This window comes from Bacillus sp. DX4.1 (assembly GCF_030348195.1).
Taxonomy (GTDB): Bacteria; Bacillota; Bacilli; order Bacillales; family Bacillaceae_G; genus Bacillus_A.
Window position 1 is genome coordinate 2,763,688 of sequence record NZ_JAUCFT010000008.1, and the last position, 23,764, is coordinate 2,787,451.

Consider the following 23,764-nt stretch of genomic DNA (forward strand, 5'->3'; position numbering starts at 1 on the left):
CACTCTTTTAATCATACGCTCTAATTTTCAAAACCCCTCTGAAAAAAATGTGCATTTTCATTAAATTTCAAAATTTTCGTTTTTTCTGTTTACAAACATCCAATAATTGTATATACTTACTAACGTAAGAAAAATTTTCTAAAAGGAGGTCGAATAAAATGATGAAATTACATGTTTATACCGCATCTGTTTTACAAACAAATATATATTCGACCACCCTAATGGAGAATTGAAAATCGTTCGTTATTTTCTTTAACTAACAAATTCGCCACAGGAGGTCGTATACTTTCCTGTGGCTTTTTCATGCCTTGCCATAGGAGAGCTTTATCTTCCTGTGGCTTTTTTGTGCGATTTTTTAGCCTTTTACCATATTTTTTTTGGAAAGGAGCAAATACACTATGACATTTCATGTATTCTTTTTAACGATTACCGTTCAGAAAAATCGTCTTTCTGAAGCTGACCTGTTACATGAGCAACAAATCCAGAAAGCTATAGACGAAGTTAAAGATCGTCAAGTTTCTTTCTACAACCATCTATAACAACATCTCTTTATGAAAGGAGTTCCACACTATGACATTTCGTGTATTCTTTTTAACCATCACAGTTCAGAAAAATCGTCTTTCTGAAGCTGACCTGTTACATGAGCAGCAAATTCAGAAAGCTATGAACGAAGTTAAAGATCGTCAAGTTTCTTTCTACAACCATCTATAACAACATCTCTTTACGAAAGGAGTTCCACTCTATGACATTTCGTGTATTCTTTTTAACCATCACAGTTCAGAAAAATCGTCTTTCTGAAGCTGACCTGTTACATGAGCAGCAAATTCAGAAAGCTATGGACGAAGTTAAAGATCGTCAAGTTTCTTTCTACAACCATCTATAACAACATCTCTTTACGAAAGGAGTTCCACTCTATGACATTTCATGTATTCTTTTTAACCATTACCGTTCAGAAAAATCGTCTTTCTGAAGTTGACCTGTTACATGAGCAGCAAATTCAGAAAGCTATGGACGAAGTTAAAGATCGTCAAGTTTCTTTCTACAACCACTTATAAAAATATTCCTTTACGAAAGGAGTAAGTCATTTATGACATTTCATGTATTCTTTTTAACGATTACAATTCAGAAAAAACGTTTATCTGAAGAGGAAATTTTACGTGAGCAGCACTTAAAACAGATTATGGATGAAGTTCAAGATCGTAGAAGTCTTTATTACAATCATCTGTAAAAATGAAATTCAAAAATAATGAGAGGAGATGATGACAATGTTTATGTCGCAATGCAAGAAAATGATTTGGATGATAGAGGTAGATTCCACCTAGCTCGATTGCTACAAATAAATAAGAGGTCCAACAGTAAAAAAGACCAGCTACAATATGTAACTGGTCTTCCCCTATTTTCGGTTACTTCTTTTTGTTTTAAATAGTCTTACTAAGTTTGAAACAACAGTTTTCGTCACAGCGTAGACTGGAACCGCCAAAATCATTCCAATAATTCCAGCAAAATTACCTACACCTAGAATTAATACAATGATTGTTAAAGGATGTATGTTTAGTTTTGAACTCATTATGCGCGGTGAAATGATGTTACTTTCAAACTGCTGTACAATTGTTACAACAATGATTACCGACAATGCTTTCATTGGTGAAACGAATAATCCGACAATTACAGCCGGCGCTGCACCAATGAAAGGACCTAAGTTCGGGATGATATTTGTAAATGCCGCTATAATACCTAAAATAAAGGCATATGGCACACCAATAATTAAATATCCCACGAATGTGAATGCACCTACAAATAAACAAACAAGAGCTTGCCCTTGAATGTAGGCGGACAATGTTTCATTCGTTTCTTTTAGAATATGAAGTCCTTCTTCACGGTATGATTCTGGTAATAAACTAACAGCTCTTCCTGGAAATGCATGTCCATCTTTAAACATATAAAATAAGATAAATGGTACAGTAAATACCACTAATGCAACGTTCGTAATAATACCAAATAAAGCCGTTGCACTCGACGTTATTGTATTAGGTATACCTTTTAAATATTCAATTGCATTCTTTTCAATTGTTTCTAACGATACGTAATTTTGTGTAGCAAGCCATTCAAATAGCCTATGATGGGATAAATCCGTTATGTATACTTTTCCCTCTTGAATATATGTTGGCATGTTTTTCACTAAATCCATTAGTTGCTGAGAAACAGTTGGAACGACAACACCAATCGAGACTGCAGTTAAAGTAATAATAAAAACATATAGCAACAAAATCGCTAAGTTTCTTGGTACTTTTTTCTCCTCTAAAAACACGAGTACAGGATTAAAAATAAAATACAAAAACAAAGCAATTAATATTGGGAAAAATAAGGTGGAAACAAAAATGCCAATTGGTTGGAATAAAAACGATATTTTTGTGCAAATAAAAATAATCGCTACAACCATTAGCACTTCTAATGTCCAAAAGTGAACTTTTGATTTCAAAAAATGGCCTCCTTTAAAATAGCGCTTCACCTTATTGTATCAAAACAATAGTAAAATTTACATGCTATTTTTACCTTCCATGTTCCAAAATAGCAATAAATACACTACAATGAGAGTACATACAAATTTGCAGGTAAAAGGTGATAAATATGACGCAATGCATCATTTGCAGAGAAGAAACGAAAGAACTGAGTGAACAGTACGTCATCCCAGAGATTTTATGTGGATATTATTTCACAAATTCAATATGCGACACTTGCCATGAGCATCTCACAACAAATGTAGATCGTCCATTAATTCGGCATAAACTAATTCAATACAAAATTGAACAAATGAAACACCAAATTGACTCTCCTCTTCTTTCCAACCTATATGGTCAAGAACTAGCAGCAGACACTGAAGAAGTTGAAAGTAACAATGAAATGCATTATTCTAACTCGCTTATTATGAAACTATGTAAAAAACACGACATTTCACTTCATAATGAAATTTGGAAAGAAGAGCGCGTAACAAAAGTGGCAAGCTCTATTCAACGTGAATTACTATTAGATAACCGCAAATATAAAATGAGCATATTAAAGATGGCTTACACATTTGCTGTTCATACAATTGACGGTTATTTCGATGATCCAGATGCAATGAAGATTTCAACGATTATATCCAATGCTGACTTCATTGAATTGAAAGATAGAAGTATTGTTCGTGATTTGAGTAAAAGCTCATTATGGAATACGCTGAATACAAATTGTGATAATCATTATTTTATTTTATTAAGCGATAAAGATGGCTTATTTTGTTTTATTCGTCTTTTTGATATATTCGATATTGTTGTACATCTTTCTAAAAAAACATATCAACTTCCATCTCCGATTGTTGGTGTGAATGATGTAAACAAACAGGAATTTTATATTGAAAATTTAAAACAATATATGGATAATTTATTTAAGCAACCAAGTAAAGACTTACATTTGAATACACTATAAATAAAGGAATAACAATGATAATTTCTATTTTAGATCCATTTGGAAACAAGATTATTTTTTACAAACATATACTAGATTGATTAATAACAAATCAAAACAAGAACGTACGGTCTCCTTTCTTGTCTAAAAGAGACTATGTTATAATGAGTATGAAAAGAGCAATACAATCACATAAAACGATAATAAACTGTATATAAATAAAAAGACCAGTGTGCGGCAACACACTAGTCCATGTAACTTAGCAGATTGGATTGTTCATTATCCTATTTGTTTCTTATGAATGAGACAACCCACATTCTATTGGCGTAGGTGGGTTGTTATTTTTTGAGCTTGTCGATTAGCAATACGACAAACGTTAACAGTGCAACGAGAAATAATCCGCCTTGCAAGAGCAACGTAATTTCACTCATATATTATCACCCCCCTTCTATTTGGAGAAGTGATAATTGAACAACCAACCGTACCATAAGTTACCTCTTAATTTTACCATATTTTTTAATAGTTGACGATGAAAACCGGCAAGCTCTAAGCTTGCCGGTTTGTTGTATGGAACACAATTCCCCTTACTTTTTCAATGCTATTGAGTTGGTCCACTCATACTTTTATCTAATTTCTCGACAATCATTTCATAAAACTTTCTATCCTCATCCACATTCAAATGAATACGATTAACCGTCTTTGAAAAACCATATAATAAGTTTGCTTTCAATGGTTCTTTTAGCTTTATTTCAAATGTCGCTGGTTCTTTTATAAATTCTGTTAGTGTTGCTTCTAGTACTTCTTTCTCTTCTTTTCCCTTTATTACATCACCTTTGTAATACGTTATTTCTTCTATTTGTTCAAATGGAACAGTTACCTTCTTCGCTAACCCAACTTGTATCACTACTTCTTTCTTTGTGATCATATACGGATTTAAACGAATGGCTTGTATTTCAGCTAAAAAGTAAAGGAATCCGTATACATTCAAAACAAGTAACACCCAAGCAAAAACTAGATTCCATTGATGAAGCAAATAATGAAAGCCAATGGTTTCAATGAGCATCCCATGCATAAGCATAATATAGAAAGCAATTGCACCTGTTTTTTTATGATAAGAAAAAACATGATCACTTTCAGATACCTTCGTTCGCCATGAAAATAGAGCGTAATATAGTAATTTACATTCTGATACAATTATATTTACAGCTGTATTCCTTTTTACATTGGCATCAAATGCTTTATCTATCGCATAAGAGAAGGATGGATAGTCTAGTTTATATTGCTTATACATACGAATAATTCCCGGTAATTTTCTAGCAATCTTATACAGAATAAAAATCTCTAAAGCTAAAAATGCAATTTCACCTGCAATTAGTATATAAGAAACAAACGAAAACGACTGCAAATATTCACTTGGAATGACAAACCTTGCCGCAATATATCCTGCTATGACAACCGGAAATATATATGTTAGGGAGTATCGCTTACGTATGATAAAGAAATACGTAATTACCGGAATCACAATAATAAAATCTAACAAAGAACCAAGTGCTACTTCTTTCGGTGCCGAGGGCATAACTGGAAGTGCATAAGCGAGATAATTAGATACCACAATTAAAGCCGTTAACACACTCCACATTGTCCATCTTTTTCTTGAAATTGATTCACTCATATAATCCCCCCTATTTATTTAAATGTTTCATTTAAATGATCTTTATAAAATAAAATAGCTCTCTCGTACTCTTTCGCAGTTTCTAACTTCACAGCAGTATCAATTAATAATTTCATTGATTCTTCATACTTCTTTTCATTTCGAAGATTGATGGCTTGCTGTAGTAGCTGATTCATTTATGCCACCCCTTACTTGTTCCAAAATATTAGCGACACCGTCATCATCCAAATCTAACACAATCACTTTTATATCTTTGAACAACATAAGCCTCTCCTTACAAACTGGTAATACTCCCCTGTTTTATACGGTTACATAAATGTTCCAGTTCACTTACAATTACTTTCGCTGTTTCATCTTTCCCCTCGCATAATTGGACCTCTCCATCACGTCCTATAACATGATGAATCGCAGCGCGGGAATATAAAGAATGCGAAGAATTCGCTATCATGATGTCAGCCTTTGCACTTCCCATTCTCTCTTTTGCTCGATGAATTAACTCTTCTTCACTGACATCACTTTCAAGTTTGAATCCGACTAAAACAATTTCCTGATCCCATTCTTTAATTTGCTTTAACACTTTTGGTGCTTTTTGAAAATGAATAATTGGAGCTATATCACTAGAAATTTTCCCATTCTTATCAAGTGCATTTCCATCTTGATCACTTATTTTATCAACAATCCAATCGGAACCAGCTGCCGCCATAATAACTGCATCGATTTTCTCATGTGTAATGATACTTTTCATTTTATCTTGTAAATCAATGATTCCTTCAAATGGATGTAACTCTAACTGTGTTCCGTAAATACTTGGCTTTTCAGCGAAATAACCGTGCAAATAAATTACATGTGCCCCTTTAGCCATAGCCTCTTCAGCAAGAATTCTTCCAATTGTACCTTTTGCTAAATTTGTATGCCCGCGTACTTGATCCCATTTTTCTAAACAGCCACCACTCGTAATCAAAATCTTTTTCCCCTTCATCATTACCATCCTTTACTTATTTTTCGAATAAAACCATTGCACCCCAAAGTCAACAGCTTCGCGTTGTTTCATTAATCTACATGTTGCCTTTCCAATCTTTCCAAATGTTACTGCTCCAGTTTGATCAAATTCTTTTCCAATCTCTTCAAATTCATCTGAATCATAACCCATTTCGTCGAATTCCTTCCATACCCGAATCCCATTTTCCATAATTGGAGCTCCTACTTTCACAAATTCACGTGCTTGCGTACGCATTTCAGATAAATGCATGGATGTATTCGAATCATGCCCTACACCAATCAATAGGACAAATCCATCCAAATCATATATTTTTTTTAGTGGTGAATTTTCTCCTAAGCTCATCGAAAGCGCATGCTCTTTTGTAATACTTTCAGCATGCTTTCCCCAAGCAGCAAAACTATTTAATGGATGATTGCTTCTCTTTACATTTGGGTATGTACGAAAACACTCGACAATCTGTCCCATGCCACGTGTCGGTGTTACATTCGGATCAAAGGCTGGAACGTGATCTCGAATCATTTGCCACCATTTTTCTGGAACAGCTGGTCTTGACCAATCTTTCGGATCTGATAAATCAGACGTTTGCGTTGGCATAATGATTGTACCTTCTTTGGTAATCACATTCATTAATGCATCTACCACTGCAACAGCACCACCTGATACCCACCCGAGTGAACTAAGAGATGAATGAACAATCACCGTCATATCTTTTTCTATACCTGATGCTTTTAAATCATTTATAATTGTTTCAACTGTATTTGGTAATTGCGTTGCTGCTACTATATCGTTTATTTTCATATTTAATCCTCCGTCAATTCTATCTACACTCTAACATATCGTGAAATCGTTCTTTAAAACTTCACTTACTATATTATCATATTTTTCTTAATTTTTATTATAATGATAACTTTCCAGTAATCATTTCTACAAATCTTGAAAACACCCCAGCTGCCTTGCCATCAATGCAGCGTAATCCAATCAGTAATTTACCAGAATACGGGCCGTCCCATGTAGCACTTTAACGCTCTATCTGAAAGAAGTCTCCTTCCTCAAGCATGTTGATAGGTGCGGCAGCACCAATAGCAGTAGGTGGGCGGAATTCGCTGCACAGAACCTAATAAAAAATAGAGGGTAAACCAAAACAGTGTTAACGTTTCGGATCATCCTCTATTTTTTACCATTCCTTTGGTTCGTAGTTTAAATCTGCGAATAATCGATTTTTCTCTTTCTTTGTTAAGTCTCTCCATTGTCCAACAGGTAGATTGTTCAAATGAATATTCATGATTCGAGTTCGCTTCAGTCTGTAAACTTCGTATCCTAATGCTTCACACATACGGCGAATTTGACGATTTAACCCTTGTGTTAAAATAATTTGGAATTCAAATTTTGATAGCTGCGTTACCTCACAAGGAAGTGTTTTTGTCCCTAAAATTTTAACTCCCTCTGCCATTTGCTTTAAAAATTCAGGAGTAATAGGCTTATCTACTGAGACAATATATTCTTTCTCATGTTTATTTTCAGCTCGCAAAATTTCATTTATAATATCTCCATCATTTGTAAGGAGTATCAAGCCATCTGAATCTTTATCAAGTCGCCCGACATGATGAATGCGTAAAGGATGATTAACTAAATCGATAATGTTACCCTTAACCTTCTTTTCACTTGTACTCGTAATGCCAACTGGTTTGTTTAAAGCAATATAAACGTTGTTTCGAGCAAGCCTAATTTGATCCCCATTTACTCGCACATCGTCTCCCTGTTGAACTTGGCTGCCTATTTTCGCAACAGAACCGTTAATAGTTACTCTACCATCATTAATTAACTTATCTGCTCCACGCCTAGATGCTTTTCCAGATTCACTAATATATTTATTAATTCGCAAATTAACCACATCCCTATCTCTAGAATCTTCAAGATAACGCAACTCCTACCTTATAGTAACGAAAAGGTAGGTTTTATTTTCCTGTATAACGTAAATATATTAACATAACAAAGGGCTGACGTCTTCTTTTAATTTAATACTTCCCTTAAAAATAATCAAAAAAGCATGGTGGTGAATCCGGAATTAAATCTTCAAGGGCTTTAATCATTTCATCATCCCCTTTAATTCTCCCAATCTCTTTCAAAAATGTAGGTCGTTTATAACTTAACAACATTGTGGTTAACGTTTGAATGGTTAAAAATACTCCTTCAGAACGATTTGTTGTTTCCTGATATGTAATACGCAATTGTTTTTCATTATTCCATTCTAAAGTGAAAATGCCTTTATTCCATTCCAGTATTGGATCATCTATATGTAAAATTAGTTTTTCATTCTTCACTCTTTCAAATGGATATTGTTTCAGAAACCCTAAAACATCTACAATTCTTCCCATATAATAAGGCGCAATAGTTTGCTTTATCTCACTATCTTCAAGCAAAAAAGCGACTGGTTCATGAACACATGTCTTCCCTTTCACAAAATACACCATTGAAAAATGAGCGCTAATAAAATTCCATAACCCTCTTCTCGCTTCTTCATTTAAATAAATCATTTCTTCAATATAAAACTTTTCCTCAAGTACACGATAAAACAAATATCCTTCTGGAACATCTTCGTCCGTGTAGTAAACTGCCAATTGTAAGTCGATTGTTTCTTCACGAAAACGTTCTTCCCATGCAAGTGTGTTCCGAATCATTGCACCATTTGTTTTTCTTGCAAAGTCATTATAAATTTTTTCTTTCTCTTTACTTTTTAAATTCACTCTTCTCACACGACCATTAATGTCTCCACGATACCTAGGTAACTGCGTATCTTTAATTTGATACTCAATCATATCCGAAATAATTTCCCAGCCCTTTTTACGATAATAAGGGATTGAATAGGGAAATAAATAAGAAATATATTGTCCACTCTCTCGCATCGTCTTTAAACTTTCTTTCATTAATGAATTCATTAATCCATGCCCCGCATATTCTGGATATGTTCCGACTCCAGTGACTCCTCCCATCTCATAGATCACACCATGAATATTCACTTGAAATGGAAGAACTACAATTTGTGAAATTAATTTATCCTTGTCAAACCACCCTAAAGCAGTTCCTGGTTTTAGTTGATGACTTTTCTTCTGTACCATTTTCCCTTCATCATCAATCATTTTTTTTGAAACTTGAAACACATATTTCATCAAATTTGAAAACTGAGCTACTTCATTTTCCTTAATCGGTCTCATCGTTAACCCTTTATAGTATGTTACTTTCATTTCAATAAACTCCTTCTTCTTTAACACTGACTATTTAAATTCACTGTTTAGTTAGTATATACAAAATCGTTTATTATCAAGCATGGACATACTATTTATAATGGACACTAAAAAGCATGTCTATCATTCTGTTGCTGTTTTAATAAGACAACAATGGAATCTTTCAACGTCAGGATACTTCTCTCCCAAGCTCTTAATTGAAAATCCATACCTTTTATAAAAACCAACTGCATTTTTATTTTCTCTATAGAAATTTACTGCTCTTTGTAAACTTACCTCTTGAGGACCTACTGCATATCGCAATATACTCACAACCGAGTCCTCATCAATATTTTGAACAGTTTTCAACATGAAATATTCCTTCTTTCTTACAATATAAAAAGATGATCAAATCGATCATCTTTTTACGCCGGTATTTTTTCTTCTTTTTTCACGACAACTGCAACATAACTATGTAAGATCATTCCGATGACAACAAGGCTCATTCCAATCCAAGATAAGGAGGACGGCAATGGAGCAGATAATAAAATGAGTTCTCCAAGCAATGCAAATAGTACTTCACCAGACTGTGTTGCTTCAACAGTTGCTAATTTTTGCGGATCATCCTTTACAAGATCAGTCGCAAAGAAAAATAACACTGTAGCAATTAAACCAGAACTAATCGCTACAATAAAACATTGAAAAACTTGATCACTTGATGGTAATCCGGCCGTGACAGCCCCGTACCCAGATAATAGAAACCAAAATGGTAAACTTGCTAAAGTCATACCTAGAACTCGTTGGAAAACATCCAATTCTCCCTTACAAACCTGCATCATTTTTCGATTACCAAGTGGATAAGCAAATGCTGCAACTATAACTGGAAGGACACATAAAACGGTTTCATGAATTCCTAAAGAAGAAGCGTGTTCCACTTGCATGAGAACAACACCCATTAAAATAACACCAGACATCATCAATTCTTTGACTGGGATTTTTTTATGAAGAGAATGATTTACAAATAATGGTGTTAATAGAATACCTGCAATAATTGTAATTTGCCATGTTGAGGCAACGAGCCATCCAGGACCGAATGATCCAGCAAAGCTTAAGGGTGCATAAAAGAGTCCAAACCCAATAATACTCCATAATAACCATTCTTTGGGATTTATTTTCATATATTGAAAGAGTTGTTTTAAATTTCCCCTATACATGACAATGATAAGGAGTAAGGGAACCATAAAAAAGTATCGTAACGAAGCACTCCATATCCAGCTTCCCCCTTGTAAATCCATCGCTCGATTGAAAATAAATGTAAAGGCAAAGAAAAAAGATGCCAATACACCTGCTGCAATTGCTTTCATCCTAAAACCCCTTATTCTATTTTTCTTTTACTATATAACAAAATATGCTTGGGATGAAATTAAATTTGTAAATTTCAAATGATGTATTTTCATTCAATATATAACAAATTACCTTAATTCTTTTTCATATTGATACAATTTTCGCAATCGACTAATATGCGCCTGATGATACCGATTATGATCGGCAATATGCCATATCCCCCATCTAATCGTAGCAGTTTCCCCTTTTTCATAGAACACTTCACGTTGCAAGTCTTCTTCCTTTAATTTCATACATTCCTTGTAAAACATATTTTGGACTTCCTGATAATTTTTCATAAGTTGTTCCAAAGAATAGTTTGCCACTTGAGGTAATTCTCCTTTTTCATCTAGCGTAGGACCAAATATCTCTTGTAATAATGGTGGAACTGGTTCATTTTTCAAACGATACACCCAGTACAAATCAACAATCGCTAAGTGTCGTAAAAGTTGACCAATGCTATTCTCATCTCCGCTTGGACCTTTATACACTAATTCTTCTGATCCTACATCATGAACTAAATCTACTAGTCTATTGAAAGTATCCCTTACAGTAGCGTATAAAATTGCAACTTGAGGATTCATTCCTTTTTCCAAATATAAATCTTTCATTGTAATTCCTCCTTTCAGGTAAAGCCTTTTTGTTTTAAACATTACATGCCCTTTCTTAAATATTCTCTTAAAGAAACAACACCATATGCTGTTCGTCACGATATATGCCGTTTGTTTTTAACGCTCTTTTTTCTATTCCATATGTTGTAAATCCAATAGATTTATAAAGCCCTTTAGCAGATTCATTGTTAGAAACAACACCTAAACAAAGTTGTTCTATATGTAATTCTTTCGCTTTTTCTATTACTGCTTGTAATAAATCTCGTGCATACCCATTCCCTCTACTATGAGCATCGACATACATCGCCACAATATGCCCTTTATGCTTAAAGGCTAACTTTTGTTCGGTTAATAGTGTTACCACGCCAAGTAATGTATCACTTTCATTAAAAACTCCAAATGTATGGCTAGTGTGTGATTGCAAATTTTGAGTTACTTGTTCAATTGGGTTTTCCTTTTTTAGCTCTTCTTCATAAGTTGTAGCGAACGCTTCTGGATTGATTTGTAATGCTTGTAATCGTAAGTCCCAATATTTTGCTGCATCCAATTCAGATAAAATTCGTATCATTTTCATTCACCCCTTCATAATATAAACCTGCCTATAAGCAGATTCGAAAAATAGCACATTTCCCCTTAGTACCCTTCATTTTGTTTACATAATATATTTATAGTTTACAGAAGATGTCCAATTTTTATATAGAGCGACTAGATTAATGTTTGTCTTATGTTCACATACTCTTCTCTCAACATACTATAACGATACCGATCAATAAATATACCGTTTCGCAAACAAACCCTGCCTTTTCATAGCTCTTTATCGCTTTCGTATTATCTGCATCTACTCGCAACCAGATTTTTTCTAAAGAAAAATTCTCAAATCCTACTTGTAACATGCGATATAATGCCGCAAGACCATATCCACGTCCCCAGTATTCTTTATTACCAATCGCAATTCCGAGCTCTGCATTTTTATTTGTTGTATCAAAATTTTTCAAATCAGCCCAGCCTATATGTATGCCTTCTTCGATTACAATTGCCCGTTGTTCATAACCATTTGTTCGATTCATACACATTTCAATCCATTTTTTTGTATCTTCACGTGTAAATGGTGGATATTGATCAGGTACGACTAAGTGTTTTGTGACTTCTCTATCTAATGACCATTGATACCGATCTTCTGTATCATGTAATGACAGTTCTCTTAATTGAATAATAGGTAAATTCATTTTTCTATCCCCCTTTTATTTAACCAAACTTGCACTCTGTTATTTTCCAATAGAAAAACCTTCGAATAATTTCCCCCCATACATCTCTAGCACTCTTTCAACAAACATAATGAGTACTTCTTTCGTACCTGTTTTATAGAAATGATCAAAGGCTCTAACAAAATCCGTCGCAAACTCTTCATCATATTTTTGCAAAGTCTTCAAAAACCACTTGGAATGTCCTACCCATTGACCGTTTACTCGAAGTACAAATTCATGCAGAATATCTGCTAAATGATTCGCAATAAATAGCTCCTCTTCCCTTTTTGTTGCCCCAATAAAGTCATCTAATACATCTGTAATAAAATATCGTTTCTGCTTGATTACTTCTTCAGTCCAACGCTCAGGTCCTTGATCTAATAATTGCTGTGCTTCTTTTTTTAAATCCGTTACAATTTGCTCAGTATCTTTTAATACAATTCCTTCGACAACAAGCTGTGGTAAAGAAGGTCTTCCACGGTCACAGTCACTTTTAAAAAATTCTTTATACGATGTGAAATTATATACAAACACTTCCACTGGCCATCCATAAGCTAAAAAGGATTCGCGATAACAAGAAGTGAGATTGTGACCAAATATAACAATATCAAGATCGGATGTTTTTGTAGCCTCTCCTCTTGCAACACTTCCACCTAAAAGAGCCACATCGCAATTTGAAAATTGTGATGTAACGATTTGTTTTGCTGCTTCCAGTCCATTCATCACTTCTTCTAAATTCATATCCTTGCTCCTTTGTTATTTAGTACAGACTTATCTTCCCTTATTTTAACAAAACTTATCAGCTATACATGACATCTTCTTATTTTTCACGAGTATTTACGATATATTCGACATTATTTCTTGTTTTCCTATTTTTTTGTTTTTTTAATACGGTATGTGAAATTTAGTATAGAATTGAACAAAAACTAACATATCCTTTTTATTATTTTTGCAAAACCTACAACGTATCAGATTTTAAAGCTCAGGGTAATCCTTCTACAATGATTAATTTTGTTTTCATATCAATATTCACTCCTTTTTGAAAATTGATGCCTTACATGGTTTTAATTTGTATCATGAAAAAACAACAAAACCACTTTCATTTCTTACTTAATCATTCAGACATAGCGCCTAAGTTCTTTCCTTAATCAATTCTCTTTGATTCAAGTCGATTCACAATGTAATCAGTTAAAATATCCAATGGATTAATAATTACCTTACCTATTTCACTCTGCACCTTTTGAGCAGCATCCACCATTGATTGTTCTTGTATAAATAAAAAAATCTTGCATAGGTATTTATAATATTTTTTAAATTGTAAAAATCTTTTTTGCAATTAACTACCTAAAATTGCTAAAATAGTAGAGTATAATGATTATAGAGAGAAGGAAAATTATGCACAATGGAATTCGAATGACAACCTTATTAAAAAGGGCAATGTTGATTTGCGTCGGGGTATTATTTTTATACGAAGCAATTTATGGTTCAACTAACATTGTTCGTGCGAGTACAGAAGATGAAACAAAGTCTGTTCAACTTGTAAGTGAAATTCAAACTGCACTTACTCCAAAAGAAGCACCAAAACAATATAACGGGCAAGTTAGAAAAGTTGCCTACCTAACATTTGATGATGGTCCAGGAAAATATACTGCTGAACTTCTTGAAATGTTAAAAAAAGAAGATGCAAAAGCTACATTCTTCCTAGTTGGTGCGAATGTAAAGGCATTTCCAGACCTAGTAAAACGCGAATTAGCTCAGGGTCATTACATTGGAATGCATAGTATGACGCATAATTACAAAAAGCTGTATATACAAAGTGATTATGTAAATGAAATGAAAGAAGATCAAAGCTTAATTTCCGGCGTCATCGGAAAATCACCTATTTTAACACGCCCACCTTATGGCTCGATGCCAGGGCTTAACGAAGCTCTTCGAAACAAAGTTGTCGAAGGTGGTTTGAAAGTATGGGACTGGACAATTGATTCTTTAGACTGGAAATATAACAAAATGCCAGTAGATGATGCATCTGCTAAGATTGTAGCGAATGTTCTTGCGGGTGCAGTGAACCCTACGGAAGTCGTTTTAATGCATGATATTCATCCGCAATCAGTAAAAGCAGTGCCTGGTATTATTAAAGGATTGAAAGAAAAAGGATATGAATTGGAAAGTTATCAGGAAAATGAACATTTCCCATTAAACTTTTGGCACGATAAACGTATGTAATAAAAAACACTTGATTTCCTCTTAAGGGAATCAAGTGTTTTTTATTTTTATATCATTAGAAGATAGAACTTAATAATTTTGCAATTTGACTGATTAATATACCAACTACAGCAAAATCAGAATCTCCAAATGTGGTATTTTCAAATCCTAATCCGCCGAGTACGGGTAATAATAAAGCTGGTAGAAATGAAATTAATAATCCATTCACAAGTGCTCCTAGCACAGCCCCTCTCCTTCCACCTGTTGCATTCCCAAATACACCTGCTGTTGCTCCTGTAAAGAAATGTGGGATTAGACCTGGTACAATCACGCTCAATCCGATAACTGGAAGGAGAAACATCGAAAGTAACCCCGCAATAAAACTGGTTAAAAATCCAATAATTACTGCATTTGGTGCAAACGGAAAGATTGTCGGACAATCAAGTGCTGGTTTTGCATTCGGTACAAGTTTATCTGCAATTCCTTTAAAAGCCGGTACAATTTCAGCAATTAGCATACGCACGCCAGCTAAAATAATATAAACACCTGCTGCAAATGTGATTGCCTGCATAAAGGAATACACAAGATAGTTTTGTCCATTACTTAATTCCGTCTCAATAAATCCTTTACCTGCAAATGGTGCAACGATAAAGAATAAAATAGACATTGTTAAAGACATAGAAACCGATGTATCACGTAAAAAACCTAGGGATTTTGGTACTTGAATTTGTTCTGTTGACTTCTCTTTATTTCCGAACTTACTTCCAACAAAGCCAGCTGCTAAATAACCAACAGATCCGAAATGACCAATTGCAATGTCATCCATTCCTGTGATTTTTCTTACATACGGCTGTAGTAATGCTGGAAAGATCACCATAAGAGACCCTAATACAAGTGAACCGATTAAAACAAGAGAAAATCCTTTCATCCCAGCTGTTGAAAATACTGCTGAAATTAAACATGCCATAAAAAGCGTATGATGCCCCGTTAAAAACACATATTTAAGCTTCGTAAATCGGGCAATGATTAGATTAATAATCATCCCAAATACCATAATAAATGCTGTTTCTTTTCCTAATGTTTGCTGTGCAATGGCAACAACTGCTTCATTATTTGGAATAATCCCTTTAATATGAAACGCTTTGTCAAACATTTTTCCAAAAACATCTAATGCTCCAATTAGGATCGTGGCTCCGCCTCCTAATACGACGAAGCCCATAATTGTCTTTAATGTTCCTGAAACAGTATCAGCAAAACTTTTCTTTTGTAAGAGCAAACCACACATCGCAAATATTCCGACGAGTATTGCTGGTTGCCCTAAAATATCTTTCATGATTACTTCAAACATAGCACTGCTCCCCCTTCAGCTTTTCATCGCTGCTTTGTTCTTACATAAGATGTTTTTGCAATGCTTCTTTAATTTCATTTTGATCTAAAATATTTGTTAAGCCAGCCACCGTGCGAACACCATCTTCAAGGTTACAAATGATGTCCTTTGCGCCTAAATATAAATCTGCCTGTTCTGATTTACTCGAAGCTAAATCCGTATGAGAAACCTCCGCTTCTAAACCTAGCTCACCTAAAATCTTTTTCACATTCATTTCCACAATAAAGCTACTTCCTAAACCATTTCCACAAACAACTAATACTTTTTTCATTTTTATTTCCCCCTTAATTGGAATATTGATTTATCATTTCTAGCATTTTTTCTTTTGAATTTGAATGAATTAGCATTTCTATATTCTCTGTTTGAGATAGCATATCGCTTAATTGTGCTAAAGCCTTTAAATGTGTTTCATTATCAATAGCCGCAAGAACAATAACGAGATTAACCGAGTGTTCTTGTTTCTCTGAAAATAAAACCCCTTCTTTTAATTGCAATAAACTCATGCCAAGTTTTTTCACTCCTGTTTCTGGACGAGCATGTGGGATTGCAATTTTAGGTGCAATAACAATGTAAGGTCCTAACTCTATTACACTTTCGATCATCGCCTGAATATACTTTTCTGAGATACATCCTTTTTTTAATAATGGTTCAGATGCAACAGTAATTGCCTCTTCCCAAGAATCTACTCGATCCTGAAATTGAATATGGTCTTCGACTAGTAGTTCGTTTAACATAGGCTTGTATTTCTCCTCCTTGCTCATGTGTACTGGGCCACTTATATATTCTCTTAACTCTTGTTTTAGAGAATGTTCATCTATAATGTGTGAATGCTTTTTAATGATTTGCATGAGTGTATCAACTGAATCTTTTTGATCCTCACCATATAAAACCGCATTCACCTTGCGAAGTAAAGATGCTTTTTCAGAGTCTGTCAATATGGGATTGACCATAAAAATTGGTTTTGTGCTTTTTTCTAATTCTGTTGTTGTAATAATGCAGTCAACTTCAAAAGAATTCGATTCATACTCCCGCTTTGATACCGCTTTTAAAATATCAATACTTGAAAAGAGTTGTTCTAATTGATATTGAAGCATTCTTGATGTACCAATTCCATTTGGACAAACGAGCAATGCCGTTTTTCTAGGATTGGGAACGATTCCTTCTTTCCTCATCCAAGCACCAAAATGCATCGTAATATAAGCAATTTCATCTTCTGAAATTTGTTTCCCCACATACTCTTCGAAATGACAAACAACTTTCTTTGTTAGTACATACACTTCTTCATATGTTTGCTGAATGATCTGCAATAACGGGTTCTCTATTTCAATACCATATCTCACTCGATAGAACGCTGGTTTCATGTGCAAATATAAATCTGAAGTTAATCCTATTAAATCGGTAAACATCACACAGGCATAATATTGAAAATCCTTTATCATGTAATCTACAATCTTTCGAATACCTGTTGGATCATGTACTTCATAATCGTGCTGCTGAGCATTTAATTTTGCACCTAACAAATGAGTCGTAATATAGTAAATTTCATCCTTGGGAAGCTTTACATTCAATACTGTTTCAAACTGTTTTCCAATGTATTTAGCAGCTTCGAAATGTTTTGTGTTTTGAAGAACATCTTTTTCTACATCATCCATTTCAACACATTGGCCTTTTGCAATTCGATTTCGAAATAAGTACATGTAAACGCTTAAATTTTCAAGTACCTCATCCGTATATTGAACACCAAGAAACACTTCACATTCAGAAAGGATTTTGCTAATAAGCAAAATTTCCTCTTGCTCTTCTCCTTCCTTGTTGATTTCCTCATGATTCACAATTCGTTTTACTTGTGACATTAAATGCTCCCATCCGTGCTTAGCGATAAGCTGTGAAAGATAAAAAGTTAAAAGATTGCGTTTTCCTTGCTCCGTTCCCTCAATGAAATAACCATGTTTACGATCAAATTGTATAGACAGCTCAAATTTCATAAGTTCTTGTTTTAATTTTTTTAAATCAGCCAGTGTTGTATTACGACTTACTTGTACTGCATCCATTAAGTCTTCCAACAAAAGCCGTTTTTCTCTCGTTAATAAATGGAGAGCCAGCCATAATTTTCGTTCATGAGGTGAATATTCATATTGAAAAGCTGTAAAACCATGCCACTTTTCAATAACCTCTTGTTTTGTATCATCATCTAAACAATATCCTAAAGATCGAATATTTTGGATTGGTTGTAATTGTTCTGCAATTAGCCAATCGTCTACTTTTTTGACATCATAATAAATCGTTCGTTTTGACACTCGTAAAACTTCTGTTAACTGTTCTACAGAAATATAAGTATCAGCTTGAATTACTTGCTGTAAAATTGCAGTACTGCGATGATCTAGCATCATATATGACTACACCCTTTCTATACTTGTTTCCTTATTATACTGCAAGTATAGATACTAACTTTGCAAAATTAAATTGTTTGAATCACTTTCTACTTTTATAGTATCTTTTATTTCTCATAAAATTAAGTCCAAATTATCGTTTATACATTGTGCAATGATTGTACTCTTTAAATAATTTTTTTATCTTGTACTAATACAGTATGTGAAATTTTAATATATCCTCATAAAGTTCAACTAATCGGGATATTACTGCCCGCGAATAGCGGGATAAACTTTATCATTAGATTTCTTTAATTCGCCTGCTAATAGTAAGGATGGATACCCTTCATCATTCCACTTTGCGCCAGCTAAGTTACATGCTCCAGTTGCAGCTGCTGCAACTGGATAACTTGATGCATCCACATATTTCCCTTGAACTGCCATTGCTCCCTCAATATCGGCACTCGTAGCGCTGTGATCTCCAAAAATGAATGCATTGTAATGTGAAATATCACCTAAACCTTTAAAATTTACTGTAGCTGCTTCTACTTCCTTTGGTATATGCATTAAAAAATTCATACATACAAGTATTAATACTATAAAATTAATACTTATTTTTTTCATAACATGATGTTTCTTTTTTATCAAAAAAACACCCTCATTAAGGATAATTTACCTCATGAGGGTGTAACATAATATTTATCTTCTTAAAACCTTTAACCTTCTGTTGTGGTTTTCACCTTTGTTTTATTTTTATCACGGTGATTGTAATTATATTTTGAACGATCTACTGGTTTAAATCCTTCTGGTGTGTAGAATCGTAATAGATCTCCGTTTACTACTTGATCAGAAAATTGAAGTTTTTGTTGGACCATTTGTTCATTTTGTTTTATCTCATCTGTTTTTTCAACTGCATTACCTGTGTTTGTATCGTAATATTTCCCGTTAATTGCAGTAACAGTTGGGCTTACATAGTTTCCGTTACGGAATGCAACAACTTGCTTATGCTCTGGTGATAATAGATCTGTACCAAATTGAATATAATTTTTTGTATCCGTACCAAGTAAATGTAACAACGTTGGAAGCACATCAATTTCTCCACCATATTGATGTTGAACGCCTCCTTGTACACCAGGAACACGGACAATTAACGGTACACGTTGTAATTGTGCATTTTCAAATGAGTTGATTTCTTTTCCCATTACTTGTGACATCGCCGCATTATGGTTATCTGAAATGCCGTAATGATCACCATACATAACAATAATTGAGTTGTCGTATAAACCAGATTGCTTTAAGTAATCAATAAAACCTTTAACGGATTCATCTAAATAACGTGCCGTTTGGAAATACGTATCTACAGATGAATCACCTGTTTTAGCTGGTTCAATCGTAGCCTCCTGCTTATCAATCGGATAAGGGAAGTGATTTGACAATGTAATAAATTTCGTATAGAACGGCTGTTTTAACGTTTGTAACAATGGAATCGATTCATTAAAGAATGGTTTATCTTTCAAACCATAATTTAAAACATCATGGTCATTCATATCATAGTACGTTGCATCAAAGAATTTATTAAATCCAAAAGATTTATAAATATCATCACGGTTCCAGAACGTTTTATAGTTACCATGGAATACTGCAGATGTGTATCCTTGTTGACCCAAAATAGCTGGTGCAGCTTGATACGTATTATGAGATTTTGTTGTAAATACAGATCCTTGAGATAATCCAAATATAGAGTTCTCTAACATAAACTCCGCATCAGATGTTTTACCTTGTCCTGTTTGATGAAAGAAATTATCGAAGTACAATGTATTTGCATCTTTCGTAAATGAATTTAAAAATGGCGTTACTTCTTGCCCGTTCAATTTGTAATTAATCAGGAAGTTTTGGAACGATTCTAAGTGAATATAGATAACGTTCATCCCTTTTCCTTTTCCAAAGTAATCTTGGTTAGGACTTGCATAGTTCGATGTAATATAGTTTCGTACACCTGTCATATTATCTCCATCAGCTAATGCTCGTTCCGTAGATGCTTTCATACTTTGGATTCCATCATAGATTGTATAGTTATATGCACCTAAATATTTCACAATATAATTTCGATCAAATGTTCTTGTTAATAATTCAGGACGATCAGATTCTGCTAAACCTAAGTTGACACTGAAAATTAAAATCGCAACTATAAACACAAGAGAAAGTTTATGCTTTGCTACACGAATAGGTGCCGGGTTTGCAATCTTTGTAACAACTAATACAAATAGAATGATTGTATCTAAGAAATACAATGGATCATATACATGTATTAATGCAAGAATACCTCCACCTAAATCCCCAAAGTTACTTGTTTGGGTCAATGTTGGAAACGTAATAAAATCGCTGAAAAAGCGATAATACACAACATTTGCGTATAAAAGACACGTCATCAACAAATTAATAATAATTAACCAAATGTAAGATTTTCTACCTTTCGCAAATAACGCTAATCCTAAGAATAACACTGCAGAACTTAACGGATTTATAAATAATAAGAATTTTTGCATAGTGTTGGTGATACCTAAGTTAAACTCTGTCACATAGGCCACATACGTTTTTAACCAAAATAGAACAACCGCAAAAACGAAGAAACCAAAATGATTGCTTAACATACGCTGGCTCTTCATTAATAAATTTTTCATCTCTCCACCTCTTTTAATCATCCAAAGCTGATTCATTATAAGTCTATCTTTTTTTATTTTTATACAATTCCAACTTTCTCCTTACAAGCCTCTCTCTTTTTATCTCATGAAGAATATTAGTAATTATAAATTCAGATGTTTATTTATTCAACAATTTCTTTCCACACATTTTTACTTACTTATATATATAATCAAACACATTTGTAATATTCTTTCCTGTGCTTATTCTAAATTTGTTTAAAAAATACTGTCCGTGTAGCGGGACAAAACTACTATAAACCTTTGCGCTCTATTCCGCAAACATTCTTATTTCCAAAATTACCAATTTGATTTGATACTGCTAATTTATTCATATTAATAAGTGCCCTTAATTGTTGACTTTTTGTTATTCCCAATATTTCTATACGTTTAGTAATACCTGTATTATTTAATAAAGTGAAACTTTAATCAGTGGGGGGTTTCTTCATCCCCCACTGATTATCAGCCCTCACCAATCGGGTTTTTACGGGCAGTTTATCCCCCACCTAACTTCTTTGCTTCTTGCCGAACTTTGAGGTGGAGGTATTACTGCCCGCAAATAGCGGGATAAATCAAAACCCTCGCTCTTATTATAAGAGCGAGGGTTTCATGTTTACAGATTATTTTCCTGCGTTGTACATTGCTTCTACTTGCTTTTGAAGCTCTTCGTTTTCTAAGAACTCATCATACGTTGCTTCTTTATCAACGATACCATTTGGTGTTACTTCAATGATACGGTTTGCAATTGTTTGTACGAACTGATGGTCATGAGATGTGAATAATAATGTACCTTTAAATGCGATTAAACCGTTGTTTAATGCAGTAATAGACTCAAGGTCTAAATGGTTTGTTGGATCGTCAAGAGTTAATACATTCGCTCCGCTTAACATCATTTTAGAAAGCATACAACGAACTTTTTCTCCTCCAGACAATACAGAAACGTTTTTCTTTACTTCTTCACCAGAGAAGAGCATGCGGCCTAAGAAACCACGTAAGAAACTTTCTGATTCATCTTGTGGAGAGAATTGACGTAACCATTCCACTAAGTTAAAGTCGCTATTCTCAAAGAACTCAGAGTTATCTCTTGGGAAATGCGCTTGAGATGTTGTAACACCCCATTTGAATGAACCGCTATCTGGCTCCATTTCACCCATTAAGATTTTAAATAATGTTGTCATTGCAATATCATTACGTCCGATAAATGCAACTTTATCACCTTTATTTAAAGTGAAGTAAACATTGTCTAATATTTTTTCACCATCAATTGTTTTTGAAAGACCTTCTACTGTTAATAAATCATTACCTACTTCACGCTCTGGTGTAAATCCAACGAATGGATAACGACGAGAAGACGGTCTAATGTCATCTAATGTAATTTTATCTAATAATTTTTTACGAGAAGTTGCTTGCTTCGCTTTCGATGCGTTCGAACTAAAGCGTGCAATAAAGTTTTGCAACTCTTTTACTTTCTCTTCTTTTTTCTTATTTGAATCTTGTGTTAGCTTTAATGCTAATTGGCTAGACTCATACCAGAAATCATAGTTACCAACATAAAGCTGAATTTTACCGAAATCAAGATCCGCCATGTGCGTACACACTTTGTTTAAGAAGTGACGGTCATGGGATACAACGATAACTGTATTTTCAAAGTTCATTAAGAAGTTTTCTAACCATTGGATTGCTTTTAAGTCCAAGTGGTTGGTAGGCTCATCTAATAATAGAATGTCAGGCTGACCAAATAAAGCTTGCGCAAGTAATACTTTTACTTTCTCTGCCCCTGTTAACTCAGACATCTTTTTATCATGAATGTCTTCACCAATACCTAATCCTTTTAAAAGAATTGCAGCTTCAGACTCAGCTTCCCAACCGTTTAGCTCAGCGAACTCACCTTCAAGCTCTGCTGCACGCATACCGTCTTCATCACTGAAATCTTCTTTCATGTAAATTGCGTTCTTCTCTTGCATTACTTCATATAAACGTGTGTGTCCCATCATAACTGTTTCTAACACTGGGAACTCTTCGTATTCGAAGTGATTCTGTTTTAATACTGCTAAACGTTCACCTGGCGTAATGTGTACATCACCTGATGATGCATCAATTTCTCCAGATAAAATCTTTAGAAATGTAGATTTACCCGCACCGTTTGCTCCGATTAAACCGTAGCAGTTACCTGGCGTGAATTTTATGTTAACATCTTCAAATAATTTGCGGTCCGCAAAACGCAAACTAACGTTACTTACTGTAATCATGTGGTTCCTCCAATTTCAATACTTTTATATACATACTTCACTTACTATAACATATTTAGCCAGTTAAAGGTATATCTTATCATCTTTGTATTTCAGCAACAAAATAAAAAGCACTTTTCTAAATCGTGCTTTTTAGCTTTATATTTAAAGTACGTGTTCAAAAAAGGAGGATAAAGAGAGCCGAGTAGTTCGAGGCGCGGAAGCCAGAAGGATACGGAGTGTAGATGGACCTACATGAGTACCGGACTGGCGACGTAGCTAAGAAATAGAGCGGCTATCTTTACCG

The 23,764-nt window shown here is 34.1% G+C and carries 24 protein-coding genes and 4 pseudogenes; 7 read left to right on the forward strand and 21 right to left on the reverse strand.

Features of this window, described 5'->3' with window-relative positions; all coding sequences use genetic code 11:
- The first annotated feature begins 398 nt into the window (after positions 1 to 398).
- Genes QUF99_RS17005 through QUF99_RS17025 form a run of 5 tightly spaced genes read left to right on the forward strand, consistent with a single transcriptional unit; the run spans position 399 to position 1,228 of the window.
- Positions 399 to 539, forward strand: a complete 141-nt coding sequence (locus QUF99_RS17005; protein ID WP_289371476.1) for a YrzI family small protein — start codon at positions 399 to 401, stop codon at positions 537 to 539.
- Positions 540 to 570: 31 nt separating this feature from the next.
- Positions 571 to 711 carry a YrzI family small protein gene (locus QUF99_RS17010; protein WP_289371477.1) on the forward strand — a complete coding sequence of 47 codons (141 nt, stop codon included), beginning with the start codon at positions 571 to 573 and terminating at the stop codon, positions 709 to 711.
- 31 nt (positions 712 to 742) lie between these two features.
- Positions 743 to 883: a YrzI family small protein gene (locus QUF99_RS17015; RefSeq protein ID WP_289371479.1), complete on the forward strand. Its 141-nt coding sequence runs from the start codon at positions 743 to 745 to the stop codon at positions 881 to 883.
- 31 nt (positions 884 to 914) lie between these two features.
- Positions 915 to 1,055 (forward strand): YrzI family small protein, encoded by a 141-nt coding sequence (locus QUF99_RS17020; protein ID WP_289371480.1) that lies wholly within the window; start codon positions 915 to 917, stop codon positions 1,053 to 1,055.
- A 32-nt stretch (positions 1,056 to 1,087) separates the two neighbouring features.
- Positions 1,088 to 1,228 carry a YrzI family small protein gene (locus QUF99_RS17025; RefSeq protein ID WP_289371481.1) on the forward strand — a complete coding sequence of 47 codons (141 nt, stop codon included), beginning with the start codon at positions 1,088 to 1,090 and terminating at the stop codon, positions 1,226 to 1,228.
- 165 nt (positions 1,229 to 1,393) lie between these two features.
- Here the strand turns inward: QUF99_RS17025 and QUF99_RS17030 are convergent, their stop codons facing one another.
- Positions 1,394 to 2,479 (reverse strand): AI-2E family transporter, encoded by a 1,086-nt coding sequence (locus QUF99_RS17030; protein WP_289371482.1) that lies wholly within the window; start codon positions 2,477 to 2,479, stop codon positions 1,394 to 1,396.
- Between the two features lie 149 nt (positions 2,480 to 2,628).
- Between QUF99_RS17030 and QUF99_RS17035 the strand changes: the two genes are divergently transcribed.
- Entirely contained in the window at positions 2,629 to 3,462 is an 834-nt protein-coding gene (locus QUF99_RS17035; protein ID WP_289371483.1) for an HNH endonuclease, read from the forward strand.
- A 317-nt stretch (positions 3,463 to 3,779) separates the two neighbouring features.
- Here QUF99_RS17035 and QUF99_RS17040 read toward each other — a convergent pair whose 3' ends face one another.
- From QUF99_RS17040 to QUF99_RS17105, 14 genes and pseudogenes are all read right to left on the reverse strand, one after another.
- Entirely contained in the window at positions 3,780 to 3,872 is a 93-nt protein-coding gene (locus QUF99_RS17040; RefSeq protein WP_286120681.1) for a putative holin-like toxin, read from the reverse strand.
- A 167-nt stretch (positions 3,873 to 4,039) separates the two neighbouring features.
- On the reverse strand, positions 4,040 to 5,113 hold the full coding sequence (locus tag QUF99_RS17045; RefSeq protein ID WP_289371485.1) for a hypothetical protein: 1,074 nt from the start codon (positions 5,111 to 5,113) through the stop codon (positions 4,040 to 4,042).
- Positions 5,114 to 5,127: 14 nt separating this feature from the next.
- A pseudogene (locus tag QUF99_RS17050) lies at positions 5,128 to 5,238 on the reverse strand (tetratricopeptide repeat protein); the annotation flags it as partial.
- 149 nt (positions 5,239 to 5,387) lie between these two features.
- Positions 5,388 to 6,101: a phosphopantothenoylcysteine decarboxylase domain-containing protein gene (locus QUF99_RS17055; RefSeq protein WP_289371486.1), complete on the reverse strand. Its 714-nt coding sequence runs from the start codon at positions 6,099 to 6,101 to the stop codon at positions 5,388 to 5,390.
- A gap of 3 nt (positions 6,102 to 6,104) precedes the next feature.
- On the reverse strand, positions 6,105 to 6,911 hold the full coding sequence (locus tag QUF99_RS17060; protein ID WP_289371487.1) for an AAC(3) family N-acetyltransferase: 807 nt from the start codon (positions 6,909 to 6,911) through the stop codon (positions 6,105 to 6,107).
- Positions 6,912 to 7,008: 97 nt separating this feature from the next.
- Positions 7,009 to 7,125, reverse strand: a pseudogene (locus QUF99_RS17065) (glutathionylspermidine synthase family protein); the annotation flags it as partial.
- A 162-nt stretch (positions 7,126 to 7,287) separates the two neighbouring features.
- On the reverse strand, positions 7,288 to 7,995 hold the full coding sequence (rluF, locus tag QUF99_RS17070; RefSeq protein WP_289371488.1) for a 23S rRNA pseudouridine(2604) synthase RluF: 708 nt from the start codon (positions 7,993 to 7,995) through the stop codon (positions 7,288 to 7,290).
- A gap of 145 nt (positions 7,996 to 8,140) precedes the next feature.
- Entirely contained in the window at positions 8,141 to 9,355 is a 1,215-nt protein-coding gene (locus tag QUF99_RS17075) for a GNAT family N-acetyltransferase (protein WP_289371490.1), read from the reverse strand.
- Positions 9,356 to 9,478: 123 nt separating this feature from the next.
- Positions 9,479 to 9,706, reverse strand: a complete 228-nt coding sequence (locus QUF99_RS17080) for a hypothetical protein (protein ID WP_289371492.1) — start codon at positions 9,704 to 9,706, stop codon at positions 9,479 to 9,481.
- Positions 9,707 to 9,759: 53 nt separating this feature from the next.
- Complete coding sequence (locus QUF99_RS17085) at positions 9,760 to 10,698, reverse strand: DMT family transporter (RefSeq protein ID WP_289371493.1); 939 nt, start codon at positions 10,696 to 10,698, stop codon at positions 9,760 to 9,762.
- Positions 10,699 to 10,806: 108 nt separating this feature from the next.
- Positions 10,807 to 11,328 (reverse strand): DinB family protein, encoded by a 522-nt coding sequence (locus QUF99_RS17090; protein WP_289371495.1) that lies wholly within the window; start codon positions 11,326 to 11,328, stop codon positions 10,807 to 10,809.
- A gap of 67 nt (positions 11,329 to 11,395) precedes the next feature.
- Positions 11,396 to 11,896 carry a GNAT family N-acetyltransferase gene (locus tag QUF99_RS17095; protein WP_289371497.1) on the reverse strand — a complete coding sequence of 167 codons (501 nt, stop codon included), beginning with the start codon at positions 11,894 to 11,896 and terminating at the stop codon, positions 11,396 to 11,398.
- Between the two features lie 137 nt (positions 11,897 to 12,033).
- Positions 12,034 to 12,554 (reverse strand): annotated as a pseudogene (locus tag QUF99_RS17100) (GNAT family N-acetyltransferase).
- A 39-nt stretch (positions 12,555 to 12,593) separates the two neighbouring features.
- Positions 12,594 to 13,295, reverse strand: a complete 702-nt coding sequence (locus tag QUF99_RS17105; protein ID WP_289374688.1) for a nucleotidyltransferase domain-containing protein — start codon at positions 13,293 to 13,295, stop codon at positions 12,594 to 12,596.
- 672 nt (positions 13,296 to 13,967) lie between these two features.
- Here QUF99_RS17105 and QUF99_RS17110 point away from each other — a divergent pair.
- Positions 13,968 to 14,795, forward strand: a complete 828-nt coding sequence (locus tag QUF99_RS17110) for a peptidoglycan-N-acetylglucosamine deacetylase (RefSeq protein ID WP_289371498.1) — start codon at positions 13,968 to 13,970, stop codon at positions 14,793 to 14,795.
- A gap of 55 nt (positions 14,796 to 14,850) precedes the next feature.
- On the opposite strand, the gene QUF99_RS17115 is transcribed toward QUF99_RS17110, so the two are convergent.
- The 6 genes and pseudogenes from QUF99_RS17115 to QUF99_RS17140 all read right to left on the reverse strand — a co-directional run bounded on the left by QUF99_RS17115 (position 14,851) and on the right by QUF99_RS17140 (position 23,478).
- Positions 14,851 to 16,122, reverse strand: coding sequence for a PTS ascorbate transporter subunit IIC (locus QUF99_RS17115; protein ID WP_289371500.1), 1,272 nt, complete (start codon positions 16,120 to 16,122; stop codon positions 14,851 to 14,853).
- Between the two features lie 40 nt (positions 16,123 to 16,162).
- Positions 16,163 to 16,432, reverse strand: coding sequence for a PTS sugar transporter subunit IIB (locus QUF99_RS17120; RefSeq protein WP_286120706.1), 270 nt, complete (start codon positions 16,430 to 16,432; stop codon positions 16,163 to 16,165).
- Between the two features lie 13 nt (positions 16,433 to 16,445).
- Positions 16,446 to 18,551 carry a BglG family transcription antiterminator gene (locus QUF99_RS17125; protein WP_289371501.1) on the reverse strand — a complete coding sequence of 702 codons (2,106 nt, stop codon included), beginning with the start codon at positions 18,549 to 18,551 and terminating at the stop codon, positions 16,446 to 16,448.
- A 282-nt stretch (positions 18,552 to 18,833) separates the two neighbouring features.
- Positions 18,834 to 19,154 (reverse strand): annotated as a pseudogene (locus tag QUF99_RS17130) (collagen-binding domain-containing protein); the annotation flags it as partial.
- Between the two features lie 92 nt (positions 19,155 to 19,246).
- Positions 19,247 to 21,211 carry a lipoteichoic acid synthase gene (gene ltaS, locus QUF99_RS17135; protein WP_289371503.1) on the reverse strand — a complete coding sequence of 655 codons (1,965 nt, stop codon included), beginning with the start codon at positions 21,209 to 21,211 and terminating at the stop codon, positions 19,247 to 19,249.
- Positions 21,212 to 21,849: 638 nt separating this feature from the next.
- Complete coding sequence (locus QUF99_RS17140) at positions 21,850 to 23,478, reverse strand: ABC-F family ATP-binding cassette domain-containing protein (RefSeq protein ID WP_289371504.1); 1,629 nt, start codon at positions 23,476 to 23,478, stop codon at positions 21,850 to 21,852.
- Positions 23,479 to 23,764: the final 286 nt, after the last annotated feature.